Annotated in this window: 10 protein-coding genes and 4 pseudogenes; 4 read left to right on the top strand and 10 right to left on the bottom strand. The window is 66.9% G+C overall.

Annotated elements, in window-relative coordinates:
- The first annotated feature begins 19 nt into the window (after positions 1 to 19).
- Positions 20 to 772: an SDR family oxidoreductase gene (locus tag G4Q83_RS04185; RefSeq protein WP_128421798.1), complete on the top strand. Its 753-nt coding sequence runs from the start codon at positions 20 to 22 to the stop codon at positions 770 to 772.
- A 123-nt stretch (positions 773 to 895) separates the two neighbouring features.
- Here G4Q83_RS04185 and G4Q83_RS04180 read toward each other — a convergent pair whose 3' ends face one another.
- Positions 896 to 1,513: an NAD(P)-dependent oxidoreductase gene (locus G4Q83_RS04180; RefSeq protein ID WP_128421797.1), complete on the bottom strand. Its 618-nt coding sequence runs from the start codon at positions 1,511 to 1,513 to the stop codon at positions 896 to 898.
- Entirely contained in the window at positions 1,510 to 2,331 is an 822-nt protein-coding gene (locus G4Q83_RS04175; protein ID WP_128421796.1) for an inositol monophosphatase family protein, read from the bottom strand. The genes G4Q83_RS04180 and G4Q83_RS04175 overlap by 4 nt, the downstream gene beginning before the upstream one ends.
- Before the next feature lie 122 nt (positions 2,332 to 2,453).
- Here G4Q83_RS04175 and G4Q83_RS04170 point away from each other — a divergent pair, with 122 nt between their 5' ends.
- Both G4Q83_RS04170 and G4Q83_RS04165 read left to right on the top strand, forming a co-directional pair.
- Positions 2,454 to 3,374: a LysR family transcriptional regulator gene (locus tag G4Q83_RS04170; RefSeq protein WP_128421795.1), complete on the top strand. Its 921-nt coding sequence runs from the start codon at positions 2,454 to 2,456 to the stop codon at positions 3,372 to 3,374.
- 251 nt (positions 3,375 to 3,625) lie between these two features.
- Positions 3,626 to 3,973 (top strand): Mov34/MPN/PAD-1 family protein, encoded by a 348-nt coding sequence (locus tag G4Q83_RS04165; RefSeq protein ID WP_128421794.1) that lies wholly within the window; start codon positions 3,626 to 3,628, stop codon positions 3,971 to 3,973.
- A 29-nt stretch (positions 3,974 to 4,002) separates the two neighbouring features.
- Here G4Q83_RS04165 and G4Q83_RS04160 read toward each other — a convergent pair.
- Positions 4,003 to 4,245, bottom strand: a pseudogene (locus G4Q83_RS04160) (IS3 family transposase); the annotation flags it as partial.
- 66 nt (positions 4,246 to 4,311) lie between these two features.
- On the opposite strand from G4Q83_RS04160, the pseudogene G4Q83_RS04155 reads away from it, so the two are divergent.
- A pseudogene (locus G4Q83_RS04155) lies at positions 4,312 to 5,462 on the top strand (IS3 family transposase).
- Here G4Q83_RS04155 and G4Q83_RS24445 read toward each other — a convergent pair.
- The 7 genes and pseudogenes from G4Q83_RS24445 to G4Q83_RS04120 form a co-directional block, all read right to left on the bottom strand.
- Positions 5,441 to 6,495: pseudogene (locus G4Q83_RS24445) on the bottom strand (RHS repeat-associated core domain-containing protein); the annotation flags it as partial. The pseudogenes G4Q83_RS04155 and G4Q83_RS24445 overlap by 22 nt on opposite strands.
- Positions 6,496 to 6,500: 5 nt before the next feature.
- Positions 6,501 to 6,875, bottom strand: a complete 375-nt coding sequence (locus tag G4Q83_RS04145) for a hypothetical protein (protein ID WP_128419818.1) — start codon at positions 6,873 to 6,875, stop codon at positions 6,501 to 6,503.
- Positions 6,876 to 6,879: 4 nt separating this feature from the next.
- Complete coding sequence (locus tag G4Q83_RS22980) at positions 6,880 to 9,672, bottom strand: RHS repeat domain-containing protein (protein ID WP_246432365.1); 2,793 nt, start codon at positions 9,670 to 9,672, stop codon at positions 6,880 to 6,882.
- 1,155 nt (positions 9,673 to 10,827) lie between these two features.
- A pseudogene (locus G4Q83_RS24440) lies at positions 10,828 to 10,974 on the bottom strand (hypothetical protein); the annotation flags it as partial.
- Between the two features lie 897 nt (positions 10,975 to 11,871).
- Positions 11,872 to 12,348, bottom strand: a complete 477-nt coding sequence (locus G4Q83_RS04130) for a chemotaxis protein CheW (protein ID WP_128419817.1) — start codon at positions 12,346 to 12,348, stop codon at positions 11,872 to 11,874.
- 44 nt (positions 12,349 to 12,392) lie between these two features.
- A complete protein-coding gene (locus G4Q83_RS04125) occupies positions 12,393 to 13,760 on the bottom strand; it encodes a chemotaxis protein CheB (protein ID WP_128419816.1) in 1,368 nt (455 codons plus the stop codon).
- Entirely contained in the window at positions 13,747 to 20,433 is a 6,687-nt protein-coding gene (locus G4Q83_RS04120) for a hybrid sensor histidine kinase/response regulator (protein WP_128419823.1), read from the bottom strand. The genes G4Q83_RS04125 and G4Q83_RS04120 overlap by 14 nt, the downstream gene beginning before the upstream one ends.
- Positions 20,434 to 20,470 lie beyond the last annotated feature (37 nt).

Below are 20,470 nucleotides of genomic sequence, written 5' to 3'. Positions count from 1 at the left end.
CACTTCCAGGAGTTCTTTCATGTCTCGCACTTCCACCGTCCTCATCACCGGCTGCTCATCCGGCTTCGGTCTGGAGACCGCCCGTCTCTTCCTTGACAAAGGCTGGCATGTCATCGCCACGATGCGCACGCCCCGCACCGACTTGCTGGCGCCTTCCACCAAGCTGCGCGTGCTGGCGCTCGACATCACGGATGCGCAAAGCATCCGCAGTTGCGTCGAACAGGCCGGGCCCATCGACGCTTTGGTCAACAACGCCGGCATCGGCTTGCTGGGGCCGCTGGAAGGCACCGCGATGGCCAGCGCACGCGAGGTTTTCGAGACCAACGTCCTTGGCACGATCGCGATGACCCAGGCCGTGCTGCCGCAGTTGCGCGAGCGGAAAGCCGGCGTCATCGTCAACGTGACCTCGAGCGTGACGCTCAAGCCGCTGCCGCTGTTGTCGGCCTACACCGGCAGCAAGGCGGCGGTGAACGCATTGGCCGAATCGCTGGATCTGGAGCTGGCGCCGTTCGGCGTGCGCGCTCGGCTCGTTCTGCCGGGCCGGGCTCCGGGCACGCGCTTTGGCGAGAACGCCCGCCGGCGGGTGGACGGCAGCACGCATGCAGCCTATGCCGACTTTACGCAGCAGGCTTTTGCTGCCATGCGTGACGGCAACTCGCCAGTCACGCTCGCGCAGGATGTGGCCGAAGCCGTGTGGCGAGCGGTGACCGACCCTGCAGCGCCCATGCGGATTCCAGCGGGCGCAGATGCAGTCGCCCTGGCCGGATGCTGAGCAGCGAAGACGCCACGTGAACTCGAAGCCTTGGGCCGTCGCGCGCCAGCCACCCAAATGGCGGGCGATCCGGCCCTGGCTGTGACCATGGCCTCAGTGACTACGCAAAGCTGCTCCGACGCGTTAGCTGCCCAGAGGAACCGCGATGCGGTTCGCAAACCGGGGCGACTCTGCCTCGTCCAGCATGGCAGCAGCGACCGTCGCACGACTGATCTGGGCCGGGAACCACCGCGTGGGCAGAGCCTCCAGCCCCACCGTGCGACGTGCGGCACTCAAGGGACCGTTCGACAGCGGCCCCGCATGAAAAACCGTCCCGCCGGCAGCCAGTACCGCCGAGTCGGCCGCAACCTTGTCAGCCAACTCGCGGCGCAGCACGATGCCGAGCACGCCGCGGGTCAACCACCCTGCGGCGCGCGCGGAGGCTCCCGTGCCAAAGGCGCCAAGCCAGATCACACGCTGAGGCGCTGCAGCCAGTACGGCTCGCGCCCCGGTGATGAGAACGCCTAGGCGCGCTGTTTTGGTGGTGCCGAGTGCGGAGATCAGCGTTGTCTCCGCATCCAGCGCGGCGGCCAGTGACTTCGGATCGTCCACATCGACGCGCTTTCGCATCAAATTCGGATGGTCGCCCGCGATGCGAGCGGGATCGCGCGCCATGGCAATGACCGTGTGGCCTCGCTCCAGCGCCTGGCGCACCAATTCCCGACCCGTTGCGCCTGTTGCGCCCAGCACAGCGACTCTCATGCCAGTTCCTCGACAGCATGCGCGCCCAGTGCGGCCACGGCCGATGCATGCAGCAGGGGCGCGCAGACCAGGATGTCGTCGCTGCCCGCCGTCCACGCGCTCCCGTCGATCCGGCTCACGGTGCCACCGGCTTCGGTCACGACAAGCCATCCCGCCGCAACACCGGGGAGGCTGGGCGCGTACTGCCAGAACACATCGCCTTGTCCGCTGGCCACCGCCAACATGGGGAAGGTCGAAGGCACCTCCATGCGCACGAGCAGTGCCCGGTGCAGCATCGCGGTCACCGACCTGCCGATGTCGCGGTAGGTGTTCGCTTGGCCGGCCTCCGCCTGCCCGGTCGTGGCGATCGCGATGCCGATGTCCGATTTGCTCGACGGCCGGATGGGCTTGCCATTGAGCCAGGCACCAGCGCCCAAGGCTGCCGTCCACGTCAGCGCCTCGAGCGGCTGGAACACGACGGCGGCAACGGGCCGGGCATCGCGCAGCAGGGTGATGCTGACCGCCCAGCCGGACCGCCCGTGAACGTGGTTGACGTTGCCTTCGACGGCATCGACGACCCACGATTCGCCTGCAGGCAGCGGGACGTCGTCGCACCACGCAGCGCCGGGCCGCAGCGATGCGAGCGGCCCACGCAAAGCGGCGCCGGAACGGTCTTCATTCTTGCGCAGGGCCTCCACCAGTTCGGCGCGACTGTTCAGTCGGGCGCCTTGGGAGAAGTCTTGCAGCAAGCCGCGGCCCGCGGCATGTGCCACGTCGACCATGGCGGCAAGCAGGGTGGACAGGTCGGGCTGGGAATCGATGGATGGGTAGGAATGCATGGCGGACCCTTCAGGAGTTGGGTTGCTGTCAGGGTTTTTTTGACAGGTCAGGACGCGATGATTGATGCCCGATGGCATGACGTCCAGTGCATTCTTTGCAAGCAGTCATTTACCATGACGCAATGGATCTCAACTTACTGACAGCGCTCGATGCCTTGCTGCAGGACAACAGCGTGACCGCTGCGTCCGCACGGCTCCACCTCACGCCGCCGGCCGTGAGCAGAATCCTGGCGCGCATCCGCCACGTGACGGGCGACGACATTCTGGTGCGCTCCGGGCGCGGCCTGGTACCCACACCTTACGCGTTGTCGATCAAGGACCAGGTACGCAGCCTGGTGCAGGAAGCGGCCGCGCTGATGAAGCCGCAGCGACACCTGGATCTGGCCAGCATCGACCGGGTCTTCACGCTGCGCGGACATGACGCGCTCCTCGGTGCGCTGGCGCCCGATTTGATCATGGCGGTCGCGTCGCTTGCGCCCCGCGTACGGCTGCGGTTTCTGGGCGAGCCGATGGGCGACGAGCAGGACACGATGCGCGACGAGGTCGACCTGGAACTGGGGTCGGCCGTGCCCAAGCGGCCGGAGATCCTGCACCAGGTCGTCGGTGCCGAGAACTTGGCCGTCGCGATGCGACGCGGACATCCGCTGGCGAAGGGACCATTGACTGCGAAGGACTTGGTGAGGTTCGCCCATATCAGCGTCTCGCGCCGCGGTCGCCTGCACGGCATCGTCGACGCCCTGCTGTCGGAAGCCGGCCTTGAGCGGTGCGTAATGACTTCGCTGCCGACCTCTGCGGCGGCGTTGGACGTGGTGTCGCGCACGGACCTGATCACCATCGTTGCGGAAACATTGCGGCCAGAGCAGTGCGAGGGCTTGGGTATCGTCTTGCGCCCCGTGCCTGTTCAGTTGCCGGCGGTCTCCATCGTGCTGTCCTGGCATCGCCGTTACCAGACCGATGTTGCTCACACCTGGCTGCGCGCTCGCGTCGGCTATGTGCTGGACTCAGTGTTGACGAATAGAAGGCGAACCGAGCCGGATTCTTGATAGGCCAAGCCGACCGGAGACTTCATCATTCACAAACACAGGACGCTGGCTTTGTAGCGAGCATCCTCCCAGGCAGCTCCAATCCTCAAGGCTGCGGCATGGCTTGTCCATGCTGATCGCACCAGTCCGCATCGCATCCACTCACCGCGAACGGACGGCACACCCGTGCCGGCGGATGCCCATGATCGTCAACCCCCGGGGGATTCCGTCCCCTGTGGGGCCGCGAACCTCCTTCATCCATCGGAGGTTCCATGTCCACGCACCTTGCCTACCTCGATCCGCCCCACTCCCCCTTCTCGCCTGTCTTTTCCGCCCCGGAGCGCCGTCTCATCCAGCGGGCCATTGCCCTGCTGGAACGTAAGATGTTCCAACGCGGCGTCCACCTCGACAGTCCGCAGGACGTGTTCGATTTCCTCCGCGTCCGCCTCCGGCTGGGCGGGGAAACCCACGAAGTCTTTGCAGCCATGTTCCTGGACTCCAAGCATTGCGTCATCGCCTTCGAGACGCTGGCCGACTGGCCCAGCTCGGCCTTGGCCTGGCGCAACTCATCGGAGGTGGTCACCGCGACTCGGTGGGCCACCCCGTCCTGGCCGACCTGATAGTGAACGATCGGGCTGTCGTAGGGGTTCTACCCCGAAATCACGGCCGGTTGTGAAAGGGTGGAAAACTTCAAATCCTCTCTGTCAATCCTTCGCCGCATCCTTGGGTTGTGGCGCCGCTCGATGTATTGGAACACATCGGCTCTTGCCGCATCGAGTGTCGGATAGGTCATGCGGTAGATCCGTTCGCGCTTGAGCAGGCCAAAGAAGCCCTCGCATGCGGCGTTGTCTGCGCAGTGACCCACGGCGCTCATCGAGCACACCAGGGTGTTGGTTGGACCGGCCAGCCTTTCGTAGACATCCGGACGCCATAATTGATGGCAATGACCGAGGTGTTTATGGGCAACAGCAAGCAGTACACGGATGAGTTCCGGGCCGAGGCGGTGAAGCAGGTGATCGAACGCGGCTTCACGGTGGTGGATGTGGCCTCCCGAATCGGGATTCCCAAGCACACGCTATACGGGTGGGTGCAGGCCGCCAGGAAGATGGCGCCGGCAGCCGGCGCTGCAGCGGCGTCGACCGACTCAGCGGAGATTCGCCGGCTCAAGGCCGAACTGAGGCGGGTAACCGAGGAGCGCGACATCCTAGAAAAAGCCGCCGCGTACTTTGCCAAGGGGTAAGGGCGAAGTACGCGTTCATGCGTGCGCACGTCCGGGAGTTTCGTCTGGCGACGATGTGCCGGGTGCTGGGCGTGCATCGCAGTGGTTACTAGGCCTGGCTGCGCAACGGCACCAGCGTCCGCGAACGCGAGGACCAGCGCTTGCTGGGCCTGATCAAGCACCACTGGCTGGCCAGCGGCGCGGTGTACGGCTATCGCAAGCTCACCCTGGATCTGCGTGAGGCCGGCGAGCGTTGCAGCCGTCACCGGGTGCGGCGCTTGATGAAGGCCGAAGGCTTGCGAGCGCAGGTTGGCTACGGCAGCAAGCCGCGTTAGCGGGGAGGTCCGGTCGGCGTGGTGGCGAATGTGCTCAACCGGGACTTCATTCCGCAGGCCCCGAACAAGGTCTGGGTCACGGACATCACCTATATCCGCACCTACGAGGGCTGGCTGTTCTTGGCAGCGGTAATGGAGCTGTATTGGCGCCAGATCGTGGGTTGGGCAACCGCTTCGACAATGACCAGCGATCTGGTGCTGCAGGCACTGGTGGCAGCGGCGTGGCGGCGCAAGCCCGGTCCTGGCGTGATGGTGCACTCCGACCAGGGCTGGCAGTCCACCAGCAGCGATTGGCAGTCGTTCCTGAAGGCGCACCGGATGGTGCCGAGCATGAGCCGACGCGGGAACTGCCATGACAACGCCGTGGCCGAGAGCTTCTTCAGCGTCTTGAAGAAGGAACGTATCAAGCGTCGGATCTACCCGACACGCGCCATGGCGGCATCGGACGTGTTCGACTATATCGAGATGTTCTACAACCCGATCCGCCGGCATGGTTCCGCTGGCGGCGTGTCACCGGTAGAGTTTGAAAGGCGCTACGCGCAGAGCGGCGACTGAGTGTCTACGGAAATCTGGCCGGTCCATTCGCCGCCAGATTGCCGCAAAACATCTCTAACAAATACTTGGCAATCATTGAAGCCAGGCACAAATATGCCAAGGTGCCGACCGGGTCTAATCAGCTTGTTGACCTTTTCTTCATTTGCTCCCTTTGCCACCTCACATTCTCGATCACCATTATCAGACCGATTGCTGTGATCAACCGTCTCAACTCTTGCGCCAAGGGGGTCATACTCATTGCCCGCATTCGCACCTGCCGCTGGTGTGCCCATACCGGCTGATTGGGTATCGGTCGTAATCCAGTTGTGCTTGATTCCACTTCCAAACCTGCCATTGAAAGCCGGGTCGCGACAAACTTTCACGACAAGCCCAAGTGGGTCCACATATCTAACCGGACTGCCAAGAGCATATATGTAAGAACTGATTCCTCCCTCCAATCCAATCGGATCACTCTGCGCATACCGCCCAGTACCTGGCTCGTAGTCGCGGAAGTAGTTATAGTTCAGCCCACTGGCCGCATCGTAGCGCTGCCCCGGGAAGCGCATGTCGAACACGAACGCGGTGCCGTCCTTGTCCGGGTCCTGGTCGGGCGAGGTGTTGCCGAAGGCTTCGCCCTTCAGGTCCCAACGCCAGATCGCCACGTCGCGCACCGGGTCGATCACCGCGCGCGGGGTGCCCAGGTGGTCCGGCTGCACGTAGCGCAGGCTGTTCTTGGCCAGTACGCCTACCGGCAGGTCGTCCAGCCAGATCGCTTGTTGCACGGGTACGCCGTTGCCGTCGTAGTCGCCCAGCCAGTGGCCGGCCTCGTCGTACACGGTGGTGGTGGTGGCTGCGCCGCTGCGCTGCACCTGTTCGCCGCGGCCGTTGTAGCGGTAAGTCATGACCACGTAGCGGTAGCTCTGCGTCGTCGTGTTGACCTTGGCGCTGAGACGGTTGCCGGTGGCGTCGTAGCTGTAGCCGTCGACACGGTGCCGGTCGGGCCGTCCTTGAACGCGGTCAGCCGGCCCAGGTCGTCGCGGTCCAGGCTGACCTTAGATATCAAGCCGACTTGGACCAACATTTCCCTGTCCGTGTCCATGCGAAATAAGTCAGGGCAATTTCCAATATTTGCCACCCCCAATATACATTGCCAGTATGAGCATTCATGACCGAGACAACAAAATGCAATATTATCAGAGCAGGAAGCAAGAGAAACACCGCGACAACAAAATGTGACCATCTACTTGCCGCCACCAAGGAAGCCAATAGGTATGCGCACAGAGTGGCGCCAGGAAAAAAAATCACATAACGCACATACCACGAAACCCCTACCCCACTATCAATCAGGTGCTGATTGGCGCCAATAGTATCATAGGCAAGCCCTAGAGCGACGCTTAATGATAATAAAATTACAATCCATTTTGCAATTTTCATTTGATCACCAATCGCAACTGCATTCGTTATCGCGCGACGCACCCACTGGGGATTGACCTAAGTATGACTGGATTAAGCTCTCAGAACCATCGCCGACCTGCGGAACATAATTCGGGTAAACGCCTCGCGGCCACAAAGACCCTCCATAAAACAAGGGACTTATCCCAGCCTCATTGAAAACCTTGCGATGATATTCATCAATCATGCTTCCGTATGGCTCTCGCACGACGCGTCCTTGCTCATCGCGAACCGAATAGCGTCTATCTTCACGAACAAGGCCATTTCTTATCTTATTCAATATTACACTTTCCGAATCAGAGGTGCGGTTTTTTAGCCACGCATACCTCATCCCCATTCTGATAGCCTCGTTGACAATTGTATTCTCACCTCTACAAGATTTCGCAGCCTGCTTATAGTAACAAGAGCCACTTTGGTCAACTAACGCCTGATAGTACTGACAGACAGAAGTATCTCCCGGACCATCGAAATCCCACTTCTTCAGTCCCAGTGGATCAACGCGGCTGAAAGGTGAAGATTCAACATAGGAAAACATTGAAATTCCGCCAGCGAAACCGATTGGATCAGGCTGGATATAGCGCCCACCGTCTGGCTCGTAGTCGCGGAAGTAGTTGTAGTTCAGCCCACTGGCCGCATCGTAGCGCTGCCCCGGGAAGCGCATGTCGAACACGAACGCGGTGCCGTCCTTGTCCGGGTCCTGGTCGGGCGAGGTGTTGCCGAAGGCTTCGCCCTTCAGGTCCCAACGCCAGATCGCCACGTCGCGCACCGGGTCGATCACCGCGCGCGGGGTGCCCAGGTGGTCCGGCTGCACGTAGCGCAGGCTGTTCTTGGCCAGTACGCCTACCGGCAGGTCGTCCAGCCAGATCGCTTGTTGCACGGGTGCGCCGTTGCCGTCGTAGTCGCCCAGCCAGTGGCCGGCCTCGTCGTACACGGTGGTGGTGGTGGCTGCGCCGCTGCGCTGCACCTGTTCGCCGCGGCCGTTGTAGCGGTAGGTCATGACCACTGCGCCGCCACGGGTGACCTGGCGCATCCTGCCGGTGTCGTCGTAGGCGTATTGCCGGGCCGCGCCGCCGATGGCGGTGGTGTTGCCGCTGGCGTCGTAGCTGCGCGCGGTGCCGGCCACCGCGCCCAGGCGGTGGCTGTCGGCCGGGTAGCGGTAGCTCTGCGTCGTCGTGTTGACCCGGGCGCTGAGCCGGTTGCCGGTGGCGTCGTAGCTGTAGCCGTCGATCACGGTGCCGGTCGGGCCGTCCTTGAACGCGGTCAGCCGGCCCAGGCCGTCGTAGTCCAGGCTCACCACCGGGGCGGTGTTGCCTGCCGCGGTCAGGGCGCTGAGGTTGCCGGCCGGGTCGAAGGCGAAGCCGGTATTCAAGCCGTCGCGGCGGGTGTCGCTGACCGCCAGCGGACGGTAGTCCTGGTCCAGCACGCGTTGCATCGGGCGGCCGTTGCCGTAGGACCAGCCCGCCACCGGGCCGAACGGGTAGTAGGTCGCATTGCCCAGCAGGACCTGCCGCGTGCCGCCGGCCGGGGTGACCCCCACTTCCGTGGCCTGGCCCTGGGTGTTGCGCACGTAGTCCACCGCGGCACCGTCGGGATAGGTCAGCCGGCTCAGTTGGCCCGCCTTGGTGTAGGCGTAGCGCAGCACGAATACCTTGCCGTTGGTGGTCTGCACCTTGCGCACCAGGTCGCCGAAGCGGTCGTAGCAGTAGTCGGTGTGGCCGCTGCCGTCCTGCATCCGGGTCAGGCGGCCGATGGCGTCGGTCTCGCCGCGGGCGCAGGTGCTCTGGCTCACGTCGTAGGTGTAGGCGACGTCGAGGCGGCTGGTTGGATAGGTCACTTGGGTCAGCCGGTTCAGGGCGTCGTAGCGGTAGGTGGTCTTGACGTTGCGCGCGTCGGTCTGGCTGGCGCGGTTGCCGGCGCTGTCGTAGGTGTACGTGGCGACGCCGGTGTCCGGGCTGGTCAGCTTGGTCAGGTCGCCCAGGCCATTGTAGGCGTAGGTGGTGTCCAGGCCCTTCGGGTCGGTGACCTGGGTCAGGTTGTCCAGCGCGTCGTAGCCGAACTTGGTCTCGGCCGCGATGCCGCCCACGTCTTGGAGCGTGCGCGCCAGGCGGTTGAGCGGGTCGTAGTCGTTCTGGGTCTTGTGCCCGAGCGCGTCGGTGACGGCGGTGGCGTTGCCGTTGGCGTCGTAGCCGAAGTCGGTCGGATCGCCCTTGGCGGTAGCCTGCGTGGCCAGCTGGCCGAGTTGGTTGTAGACGCGCGACAAGGTGCGCTTGAGCGTGCCACCGGCGTCCTTGGTGTCTTCCTTGACCCGGTTGCCGGCGTTGTCCAGGGTGTAGTGGACGGTGTTGCCGGCGTTGTCGGCGATATCGGTCAGCCGGTGTGCGGCGTCGTAGGTGAACGCGGTGAACGCGCCATCGGGCTGGGTCACCTGCTTGACCAGGCCGGTCGGCCAGTAGTCGATGCGGGTGATGCGGTCGCCGCTCTCGCTGGCGTCGTCGGCGCCGCGGACCTTGCTGGCGGTGAGCCAGCCGCGCGGGTGGTAGGTGGAGTCGGTGATGGTGCCGTTGGGGTCTCTCACCGACAACACGCGGCCGGCGCCGTCATAGGCCAGGACCTCGGTCACCTGGCCCAGGGGGTTGGTGACCTTCCAGAGGTCGCCTTTGCGGTGCGGGCAGGTGGCGGGCGATGTGGCGCAGGATGCGTCGTCGGAGGCGTAGTAGGTGTAGCTGGTGGTGTCGCCGATGTCGGTTCGTGGGCCATCGACACGTTTCAAGAGTCCTATCTTCGAGCAGTTGCTCGCCACATTGGCGGTGTCGGTGTCGGTGCAATAACGATAAGCGACCTGTCGAACGGAAGCCGGGGCGTCGGCCTGGGAACCGCACACATAGGCCGACGCAGTTGAAACCGACGTGTCGTATTGGCAGCGAAAAGCGACGAGTCCCGCACTGTAGACCGCGCGCGACAGTGAGAGTGCTCCGCTACTGTTACTCGACACCTGTCCGACCACGTGATTTTCCGAATCGCGCGTGATCGTCTGCGACCGCGAGTAAGAGGTGCCACTCCCCTCTGTCGTGGTGCTGGACGAGGTGGTTTGGCCGGACAGGGAATCTTGATAACTGAATTGCGTGGAGTTCCCCAATCTATCCGTGGAAGCAATGGGCCGCCCCGCATCGAAGCTCATCGTCGTAGCGCCATTCGGCCCACTGATGCCTTCGACCTGTCGGAAAAGACCTTGCCCGAATTGATACGTATAGCTTGCGCCGTTCGGCTGCAGCACTTGGGCGCTGCTTGTACCCGAGTACACGATAGAGGTGGTTTCCACCTCCGCACCGTTGGCATGCAGGCTACTCGATGCCACACGCCCATCGGCGGCATAACCAAACGTTGCGTATCGAACTCCATCTTCTTCGATACCGGTGAGCAAATGTGCACGCCCGGCTGGGGCGTGGCCGGCCTCTCCATACCTGTAAACGCGCATGCTCCCGTCGGAACGAGCGACGCTGGTCAGATTCTGTGCGGCGTCATAGCCATACTGGACATAGCTGCCATCATCCAGCGCAACTTTGTCCAATAGACCGTTATGGTAACTGAAGCTGAGTGTATGCCCCAAACCATCTATGGCCTTTATCAGTTTGCTGCTGGCGTACACAAGTTCAACATCGAATGCAGGCGAAACGCCGGACTGAATCGAGGCAAGACGACCTTCCGAATTATAGATGCGTCGTTCGCCATCTGCGGTTACTAGTGTCCAGATTCCACTTTTCGAACGCAACATCATATCGTCAGCGTTGTGTCGCCCTCGGTATTTACCCTCTCCCACCTCCCTGAATTGCTCGAAAAAGCCCTCATGCGTCGTCAGGTAGGTCCCCCCGTAGCCTAGGAGATCGGAGAACGAATGGCTCCAACCTGGCGCCATCCCCAATCCCGACTGGAGCTGCTGACGAGAATGGTAGAAGCGCTGGAATGGTTTGCCGGCGAACGTCAGATCATCCTCCCGCCTGAATTTGTCGCCAGTGGCCGGAAGGCAGGGATTCGCATTGGCCGCACAGGACTTTGTCTGATCGATACCCTTGGCGTATATCATCGGAGTATCACCATTCTGGCAAAGATAGGGATATTCCGCGACAAAATCCGGGTTTCCAGTATTATTATAAACGGGATTAAATGCATCGAATGGATAAAGACCCGCCGGGCATGAGTAGATTTGCCTTTTGACGAGCAACCTATCGTGAGGTGTGGGTGTTGGATCGCTCCAGCCTGGGCAAGAGAGATTGAAGCGGAACCATTTTCCACCAGGCGCATCAAAAACAAGATAACCTGCACCATAATGAGGCATACTACGTACGAAGGGCTCCCCATACGCGCCGTCTATCCGCTCACTAGATATAGTGCAGTCCGGCGAAATTCGATGATAGAAATCAAGGATACCTTGGATCATCTGCGCCTCATCCACGCAATAGCTCTGCAAGAAGGGCTCGCTATTGGCGGTGCAGATGCCATCTGCACTACCTGCACCACCAATCGTGTAGCCAGGTAGGCTCATGTCGCTGGGCGGCTGCCGTTTGACCTTGTACCCAATCTGGTACGACGGAGTATCGGATGCTCCCCCCGTGATGTTGATTTTGTCACGCACGAGATAGGCGCCATATGGCAATGCTGCCCGCATCTGTGCCTCGGCTTCGTCCAGCGAGCCGAAACAGGACTGGTAGCAGTATTCACTAGCAGCCTGCGCCTCCGCCTTCAGGACACAGCCGCACAGCAGCCAACCAACAAAGGCGCCGAAGAGGTAAGAATAGTTTCTACGCATGACTCAACTCCATTTGAACACCACGCCGAGGACATTTGCTTACACAATTCCTTTATCCAATCAGGTAGGGGAACGATCTATGCACCCCAGCTTGGTCTGCAGATGATGACGCTTCAACTATTTCAGCAGCATGACCAACGATGCGGCCACGTCGAATTGAACACGTTTGATGCATCAAGCAGGCAAGGAAAACCGCTCCCCAATCATCCCCTCGATCGCCTCCATATCCGGCAGCAACGCACTCTGCTCGCCCAGCAACACGCGCATGTGCACCCCGGCGGGCAGGGTTTCTTCGGAGGCGTCGGCGAGCAGGCCGTCGCGTGGGACCGAGATCAGTTGCGGGAAGGATTGGGTGATGAGGGCGAAGTACGGCAGGTCGGGGTTGCCGCCCAGGGCCTTGAGCACGACGATCTTGTTGTTGGCGGCGACGGTCTCGCTGCCCAGGCCGGTCAGGCGGGCGAACGACAGCAGCGGGACTTTCCAGCCGTACCAGGCGATCTGGCCGAGCAGCCAGGGCGGGGCGTCGGCCAGCGCTTGGACCGGGACGCGCGACATCACTTCGGCGACGGTGGCGTTGGGCAATAGCGCCCGCTCGCTGCCGGCCTGGATCAGGACACCGCGGATTTCGTCGTTGCTGGCGTAGCTGCTCATGGATTACGTCGTCCTGGAACCGGGGAAAACGCGCGGGCGGCGGCTCAGCCGCTCCATCGCGCGGACAGGGCCTGCGCCAGCTGCACGGGGTCGCCGCCGGGATGGCCGCGGCCGATCAGCTGGACGGCGGCGGCCGGGTCGTAGCAGCCGTCGCCGGTCTGGCCGGCGACCCAGGCGCCTTGCGCGGCCAGGGCCACGACGTCGTCGACCTGCTGCGGGTCGCTGCCGCTGAGCAGCAGCACGGCGCTGTGCGCGGCCGGCAGGCCGCGGACCACCGAGGCGCCGGCGTCCTGGGCGACGAAGCGCAGGCCGGCGCCCGGGTCGCCGCGCACGCCGATGTCGTCGGGCAGGATGTAGACGCTGCCGCCGCCGACCGGCTCGCCGGCTTCGGCCAGCAGCACCGGCAAGGCGGACACGCGCGCGATCTGCTTGATCAGGTTGCCGTAGCGGCCACCATCCAGGCGCAACTGCACCAGCAGCGGCTGCGGGAATCCCGACGGTAACGCGGCGAGCAGGCGGCGGATGGCATCCGGACCGCCGATGCCGGCCATCACCAGTACCGCGCCCTGGGCATGGACATCGGCATCGGCATCGGCATCGGTAGCGACGGCGACGGCATCGGGGGCGGCGTCCGCCTCGGACTCCAGCGCGACCAGCGACAGGCCTTCGGTGGAAATCTGCATCCGGCTCAGCGGCGCGCGCGCCTGTACCAGCAGCGGCGCGTCGTCGTCCACCAGCGACCAGGCGCTGGCCGGAAGCGGGGGCGGCGCGCTGGCCGGCGCATCGGTGGACGCCGCAACGCGCGGGGTCGCCGGTTGCGGCGCGCGCGCATCGCCGGCCGCGGCCCGGTCGCGCGAGGACTGCAGCTCTTCGAAGCCGGCCGCGGCATCGGCCGGCGGCTGCCAGGCATAGAAGCTGTCGCCGGGCACGGTGCCGGCGAAGCCGGCCGCTTCCTGGACGTGGAAGCCGATCGGCGCGCCGTCGTGCAGTTGCGCGGGGGTCGCCGGCAGGCCGGGTTCGGGCTGCAGGCCGGTGTCGGTCTCGCGCCCCGGCGGCAGCACGTCCTGGTGGCCCTGCAGCTTGGCGGCCAGGTGCCGCGCCCAGCGTCGCGCTTCCCAGCCCTCGCGGCGCGCGGCCAGTTCGGCCTCGTCGAAGATCACGGTGACGCCTGGCAGGTCCAGCGCCGCGTCCAGCCGTTCCAGCGCGTCCTCGATCGCCGGCTCCAGCGCGATCAGCACCGCGCCGGGCGCGGCGTCGGCCAGGGTCTGCGCATCGATCGCGCCGGGATCGTCCTCGAGCACGATCGCGGCGCCGGCCTGGTGCAGCGCCTCGCGCAGGCGCTCGCGCGCCTGGCCGGGACGCGCCAGCAGTGCGACCGGGGGAGCGGCGCCGTGGTCGTCATTCGCGGACACGGGCGATCCCCAGCAGGTCGTACACGTTGCGCATCAGGTCCAACTCTTGGTAGGGCTTGCCCAGGTAGCGCTGCACGCCGAGCTCGAAGGCGCGCTGGCGGTGCTTCTCGCCGCTGCGCGAGGTGATCATCACGATCGGTATCGCCTTGTAGCGGGGGTCGGCGCGCATCGCGGTCGCCAGTTCGTAGCCATCCATGCGCGGCATTTCGATATCCAGCAGCATCAGGTCGGGAACGCGCTCGTCGAGGCGCTCCAGCGCCTCGACGCCGTCGCGCGCGGTGATCACGTCGAAGTTGTGGCGTTCCAGCACGCGGGCGGTGACCTTGCGCATGGTCAGCGAATCGTCGACCACCATCACCCGCGGTACGCGCCGCTGTTGGGCCGGCGCCGCTTCCAGCACCGGCCGCGGCGGCTGGGTCTGGTGACGGCGCACCAGCGGCGCCATGTCCAGGATCACCACCACGCGGCCATCGCCGGTGATGGTGGCGCCGTAGATGCCCGGCACCGAGGCGATCTGCAGGCCGACCGGCTTGACCACGATCTCGCGGTTGCCGAGCACCTGGTCGATGGCCACCGCGGCGCGCAGGTCGCCGGCGCGCACCAGCAGCAGCGGCACCTGCATCTGCCCTTCGGCCCGCGCCGGCGCCTGGCCGACCAGCGCGCCGAGGTCGTGCAGCGCGAACTCCTCGCCGCTGTAGTGGTAGCCGCCGTCGGCGGCCTCGAAACGCTCGCGGCCGATGCGGCCGATGCCGCTGACCGAGGCCACCGGCACGGCGAAGGTGGTGTCGCCGATCTGCACGAACACCGCCTGGGTCACCGCCAGCGTCTGCGGCAGGCGCAGGGTGAAGGTGACGCCCTGGCCCCACACCGAGTGGATGTCCACCGAGCCGCCGAGCTGGCGCACTTCGTTGCGCACCACGTCCATGCCCACGCCGCGACCGGCCAGCTGGCTGACCTGGTCGTAGGTGCTGAAGCCGGGGGCGAAGATCAGCGCGTCCAGTTCTTCCTCGGACAGCGCGGCGCCGGCCGCGACCAGGCCGCGCTGCTCGGCGCGCTGGCGGATCGCCTCGCGGTCGAGGCCGGCGCCGTCGTCGGCCACTTCCAGCACGATTTCCGAGCCTTCGCGGCGCAGCCGGATGGCGATGCCGCCTTCCTCCGCCTTGCCGGCGGCGCGGCGCTGTTCCGGCGCCTCCAGGCCGTGCGCGACCGAATTGCGCAGCATGTGCTCCAGCGGCGCGACCATGCGGTCGAGCACGTTGCGGTCGAGTTCGCCGTGGGTGCCTTCCAGGGTCAGGTGCACCTGCTTGCCGGTTTCGCTGGCGGCCTGGCGCACCACCCGGCGCAGCCGCGGCACCAGGCCGTCGAACGGCACCATGCGCGCGCGCATCAGCCCGTCCTGCAGTTCCGAGCTGACCCGCGACTGCTGTTGCAGCAGGCCGTCGTATTGCCGCGCCAGGTCGTCGAGCACGCCTTGCAGGCCGCCGAGGTCGGCGGCCGATTCGTTCAGCGCGCGGCTGAGCTGCTGCAGCGTGGAGAAGCGGTCCAGTTCCAGCGGATCGAAGCTCTGCTCGGCCTGGTCCTGCTCGCGCTGGTAGCGGGCGACGATCTGCGCTTCGGTTTCCAGGTCCAGGCGGCGCAGCTGGTCGCGCAGACGCGCGTTGGTGCGGTCCAGTTCGGACATCGCGCCGCGGAACGCGCCGAGCTGCTGTTCCAGCCGCGAGCGGTAGATCGCCACTTCGCCGGCGTGGTTGACCAGGCGGTCCAGCAGGTCGGCGCGCACGCGCACCTGTTCCTGCATCGGCCGCGCGATCAGCGAGTCCTCCTCGAGCGCACCGTCGGCCGGCAACGGCGCCGACAGCGGCGCCGGACCGGCCGCGGCGTGGACCGACGCCGCCAGGCTGCGGCCGTGGGTGCGCGCGTCGAAACGGCCGATCAGGTCGGCCGGCATCGCCACCGCACGGTGCTTGCCGGTGAGCGTGAGCAGTTGGTGCAGGCGGTCGAAGCCGCGCTCGAGCAACTGCACGTCGCTGCGGTCGAGTTCGGTGCGATGGGCCGCCACCGCTTCCAGCAGCGACTCGATGCCATGGCCGAGGTCGCCGATCGGATTGACCCCGGCCATGCGCGCGCCGCCCTTCAGCGTGTGCAGGTCGCGCTGCAGGCCGCCGAGCACCTCGCGGTCCTGCGGCGCCGCGCGCAGTTCGGCGATCAGGCGGTCGCAATGGTCGAGCAGGTCCCTGCCTTCGTCGACGAAGATATCGACCAGCTCGCGGTCCAGGTCGGCGAAGTCCAGCGGTCCCAGATCGACGGCGGCCAGCGCGAGGGATGCGGTGTCGGCGGGCTCGGCGGCAGGCGCCGGATGTGCGTCGCCGCCGGCGACTGCGTCGAGCGGCGCGACGGCGGCGTCGGGTGCCGCGCCGGCATCGGCCTGCGGATGCTCGACAGCCTCCGGCGCGGCCTCGGCCAGGTCGCGGGCCTGCGTCTGCTCCGCATGCGCTTGTGCATGGGCATGCGGCGCGGCGGCCGGCACGGCGTCGGCGTCGGCGTCGGCGTCGGCAGTGTCCTGTGCCGCAGCGGCCGGGCGTGTCTGTTCCACCTCGGCATGCGACGCCGGCGCCTGGCCGTGCTGCGCGGCGGCCGCTTCGGCAGCGGCCGGATGCGCATCGGCGTCGGTCCGGACGGCATCGGCATCGGCATCGGCGTCAGCAGCAGCGTCGGCATCGGCATCGGCAGCAGCGTCGTGCAGCAATGCGGTCGCAGCGTCCACGTCGTCCTGCCCGTGCATTGCAGCGTCGGCACCCAACCCAGCGTCGTCGTCCGCCGCCGGCAGCGGCCCGGCAGCGTCGTTCGCCGATACCGGCGCGGTACCGTGCCAATGCGTGGACGCCTGCACCGGCCCGGTGCCGAACGCATGGCCGTGCGGATCGGGCTCCCGGTCGTGCTCGCTGCGGCCATGCGCGGCGTGCGGGTCCTGGTCGTGTGCGTGCTGGGGCGGTTCGTGCTGGGGCCGCTCGTCCTGGGGCGGTTGGTTGTGGTGCGTGCCGACGTCGCCGGCCGCCGCGTCCGGCTCCTCGACTGCATCTGCCGACGGCGGCGGTGGCGGTTCGCTGTCCGCCGGCACGCGCGCATCGGCCAGCGGCGCGTCGACGGTCGATTCGCCGAGCTTGCGGTCCTGGACCGGCAGCGCCTGTTCGTCGGCGTCGATCGCGGCAAGCTCGCTGTCGCTGTCGGCCGACGGCGCGATGAGCGCGTCCGATTCCGTTGCGCCGCCGGCGTTCTGCGCAATGCCGTCTTCCGTGCTGCCGTCCGCATCGTGGCCGTCGGGCACAGGCGCGTGCGCGGCGTCGGACACCGGCGGCGCTGCCAGCGGCACATCGGTATCGGCAACCGCGGCTGCGGCTGCACGCTCCGTGTCGGCTCCGGCCGCATCCAGGCGCCTGGCGTCGCCCAGGTAGGCCGACAGGTCGTCGGCCGCGGTGAGTTCGACCGCCTGCAGCGGTGGCGGGTCCAGCGCCGCCTCGGCGCGCGGTTGCGGTTCGTCGTCGTCCTCGTCGTGCGCGACCGAGGCCCATTGCACGTCCGGCAGCGTGGCGGCCAGCGCCTGCAGGCGCTGCGCCAGCTCGGTGAACGGCGGGATCACCGGCGACGGCGCCTGCAGTTCCTCGATGGTGACGGCGATCGCGCGCGCGGCATCGTCGAGCGCACGCACGCCTTCGGCGCTGGGCACGACAGCGGCCGCCAGCAGGCGCTTGACGTAGCTTTCCGCCGGGCCGGTAACCTCGGTGATTTCCGGCACGTCGGTCATCGCGAACGCGCCGCTCATCGTGTGTACCGCGCGCAGCAGCGCGTCGCTGGCCGGTTGCGGCGCGTGCTGCAGCCAGTCGCGGACCGTCTCCAGGTGGGTGCCGACCTCCGCTTCGAGGATCTCGCGCAGCACGCTGTCCACCGCGGCCGGCGTGCCGGCGCGCAGCGCGGCGGCGGCCGGCGCCGGCGCGGCGGGGAAGTAGTGGGCGTCCTCGCCGGCGGCGATGCGCTCGGCGACGGCCTGCATTGCGTCCAGGTCGGCACGGATGGCGCCGTGCCCGCGCAGCGCGGCGTTGAGCTGCGGCAACACCTCGTAGGCCAGTTCGACCATCCCCACCACCGCCGGGCTGGCAGGGCGGGCGCCGTCGAGCACGCGGTTGAGCATGCCCTCGATCTTCCAGCTGAACTCGCCGAGCACGCGGGCGCCGACCAGCCGGCCGCTGCCCTTCAGGGTGTGGAACACGCGGCGGATCGGGCGCAGGCTTTCCAGGCGATTCGGTGCGGCGCGCCATGCCGGCAGCAGGTTGCCGAGGTTGACCAGTTCCTCGTCGAATTCCTCAAGGAACACCTCGCGGATGTCGGCGTCGATGTCGCCGCCGCCGTCCACGAAACCGCCGTCGATGGCGGCCGGCGCCGCCGCGGCCAGGCCGGCCACCGGTGGCGCGGCGTCGCCGGCCGTGTCCACTGCGCTGGCCGCGGCGTCCGCGGCGGCGAGGTCGAAGCGGGCGGCGGCGGCGTCGAGTTCGGCGAGCAACGCCGCCGAGGCGTCGTCCAGTTCGATCGGCCGGATGCTGGCCGTGTGCACGTCGGGCACCGGCGCTTCCGGCTCCACGGGGGGGGCCGGCCAGGCCAGGTCGACGAACGGACCGGGCGCAGCGGCAGCGGCATGCTCGGCGTCGCCGGCGGCCAGGGGTGCCGCTGCGTCGCTCCAGACGGGGCTGTGGACAGCGTCGGCTGCGTCCGGCGCTGGGTCGGCGAAGGCCGGCGCATCCTCCAGCTCGATCACCAGCACGTCGTCGTGGCCGCCGTCGGCCGGCGCCGCCGGCGCGTCGACGATGACCAGGCTGGCGTCGTCGTTCCCGAAGGAAGCGGGCTCGGTGGATTCGGCGGCCACCGGATCGAAGCCGTGGCCGGCCGCGGCCAGGCTGTCGTCCGCGGCGGCGGCGGCATGCGGCGCGGTCTCGCCCGGCGCAGCGCCGGCGGTTTCGGGGCGGAACGCATCGCCTTCCAATGCCAGCGTCTCGACGCTGATCTGCAGCGGCTCGGTCCCCGCATGCCATTCCTCCTGCTCGGCGGCGACCGGGTCGAAACTGATCGGCGCCAGCCCGGCGGATGCGCTGTCGCTGCCCGCGGCGAGTTCGGCGTCGAAGGAGCGCGCGCCCTTGTCCGCGGCGAGCCCGGTGTCGCCGCCGCGCTGCGCGGCCGCCGCCGTGCTGTCCTGGTCCAGCGTCCACCGCGGTGCCTGCGGCGGCGCCTCCGACAGCGGCGGCGGCGTCCCGGTCGCGACCAACGCGTCCGTGGCAGGCGCCAGGTCCCAGGACGGCGCCTGCGGCAACGCCGCAGCGCTGGCGGCGGCCGGCGGCGCGGCCGCCGGGTTCGGCACTGCGCCCTGAGGCGCCGGCGCCTCGCTCGGCAGCGGCCAGTAGCGCAGCGTTTCCAGGCTGCTGCGGGCGATGTCGAGGATTTCCTCGCGGCCCGGGCGGCGCTCGCGCAAGGCCTCCAGGTAGTACTCCAGGCTGGCCATCGCATCGGCCAGCGTGTCGAGCTGGCGCCCGCTGGGCACGCGGCGCTTGCCGATCAGCTCGGTGGCCACGTAGCGGCGCACGCCTTCCAGGTAATCGGCCGGCTGCGGCAGTTCCAGCATGCGCAGCGCACCGGCGACCTCGCCGAGCAGGCGCGGCACGTCGGTCAGGCGCTCGTGTTCCCAGTCGGTCTCGATGAAGGCGACGAAATGCTCGCGCGCCGCGGCGAAATTGGCGATCGCCTCGTGCGCCAGGACTTCCACCGTGCGCCGCGCCTCGGCGGCGCTGGCATCATCCTGGATGCCGCCGCTGGCGCCGAGGTAGGCGACCTGGTCGTCGAGCGAGGCGTCCACGTACAGCAGCGCGCCGGCGATATCCAGCAGCAGGCCCTCGTCGGCCTGGCGCTGGCCGTCGACGATGCTGCGCAGCGCATCGCGCTGCTGCACCACCACGCCGCGGGCCACGCCCAGGCCCATCACCCCGAGGGTGTCGGCGACGCTGCCGAGCTCGTCCACCTGGGCCTGCAACGCGGCGACGTCGCCGCCGGTGCGCAGGTGCAGGTCGAGCGCGTCCTTGACCCGCAGCAGCTCTTCCTTGATCGCGGTGCCGACGGTGTCGAGCAGTTCGCGGTTGCGGCCGCTGAGGCTGCCGCGGGCATGGTCCAGTTCCGCCTCGGTGGCGGTGCCGGCGTCCGGCGACAGCGCGAACAGCGCGCCTTCGCTCAGGCCGGGCTCGCCACGCGCGGCGCGGATCTCGTTGAGCAGCGGCAGCAGCACGATCGGGATGTCGCGGTGGCCGTCCTGCAGGCGCTCCAGGTAGTCGGGCAGCAGCACGGTGCCGCGCATCAGCGTGGCGCAGGCCTCGTCGCGGTCCGGCGCCTGGCCGTTCTGCACGGCGATGGCCAGCAGTTCCAGTTCCTCGGCGACCATCGCCGGCGCGTACAGCTCGACCATGCGCAAGGTGCCCTGCACCTGGTGCAGGTAGCCGGCGCAGAAGCGCATGCGGCTGGTGTCGGCCGGCTCCTCGACGAAGTACTCGATTTCCCCGCGGACCTGACGCAGGGTCTCGTCCAGCTCGGGCTTGATCCAGCCCAGGGCGGCGTGGCTCATCGCGTCGCGCAGCGCGTTCATCGCCGCGCCCCTGGCGACGGCCACGGCCACGCGCCGC

Origin of the sequence: Xanthomonas theicola (genome assembly GCF_014236795.1) — a bacterium.
GTDB classification, from domain to species: Bacteria; Pseudomonadota; Gammaproteobacteria; order Xanthomonadales; family Xanthomonadaceae; genus Xanthomonas_A; species Xanthomonas_A theicola.
This window is presented reverse-complemented; position numbering and strand designations above follow the sequence as displayed.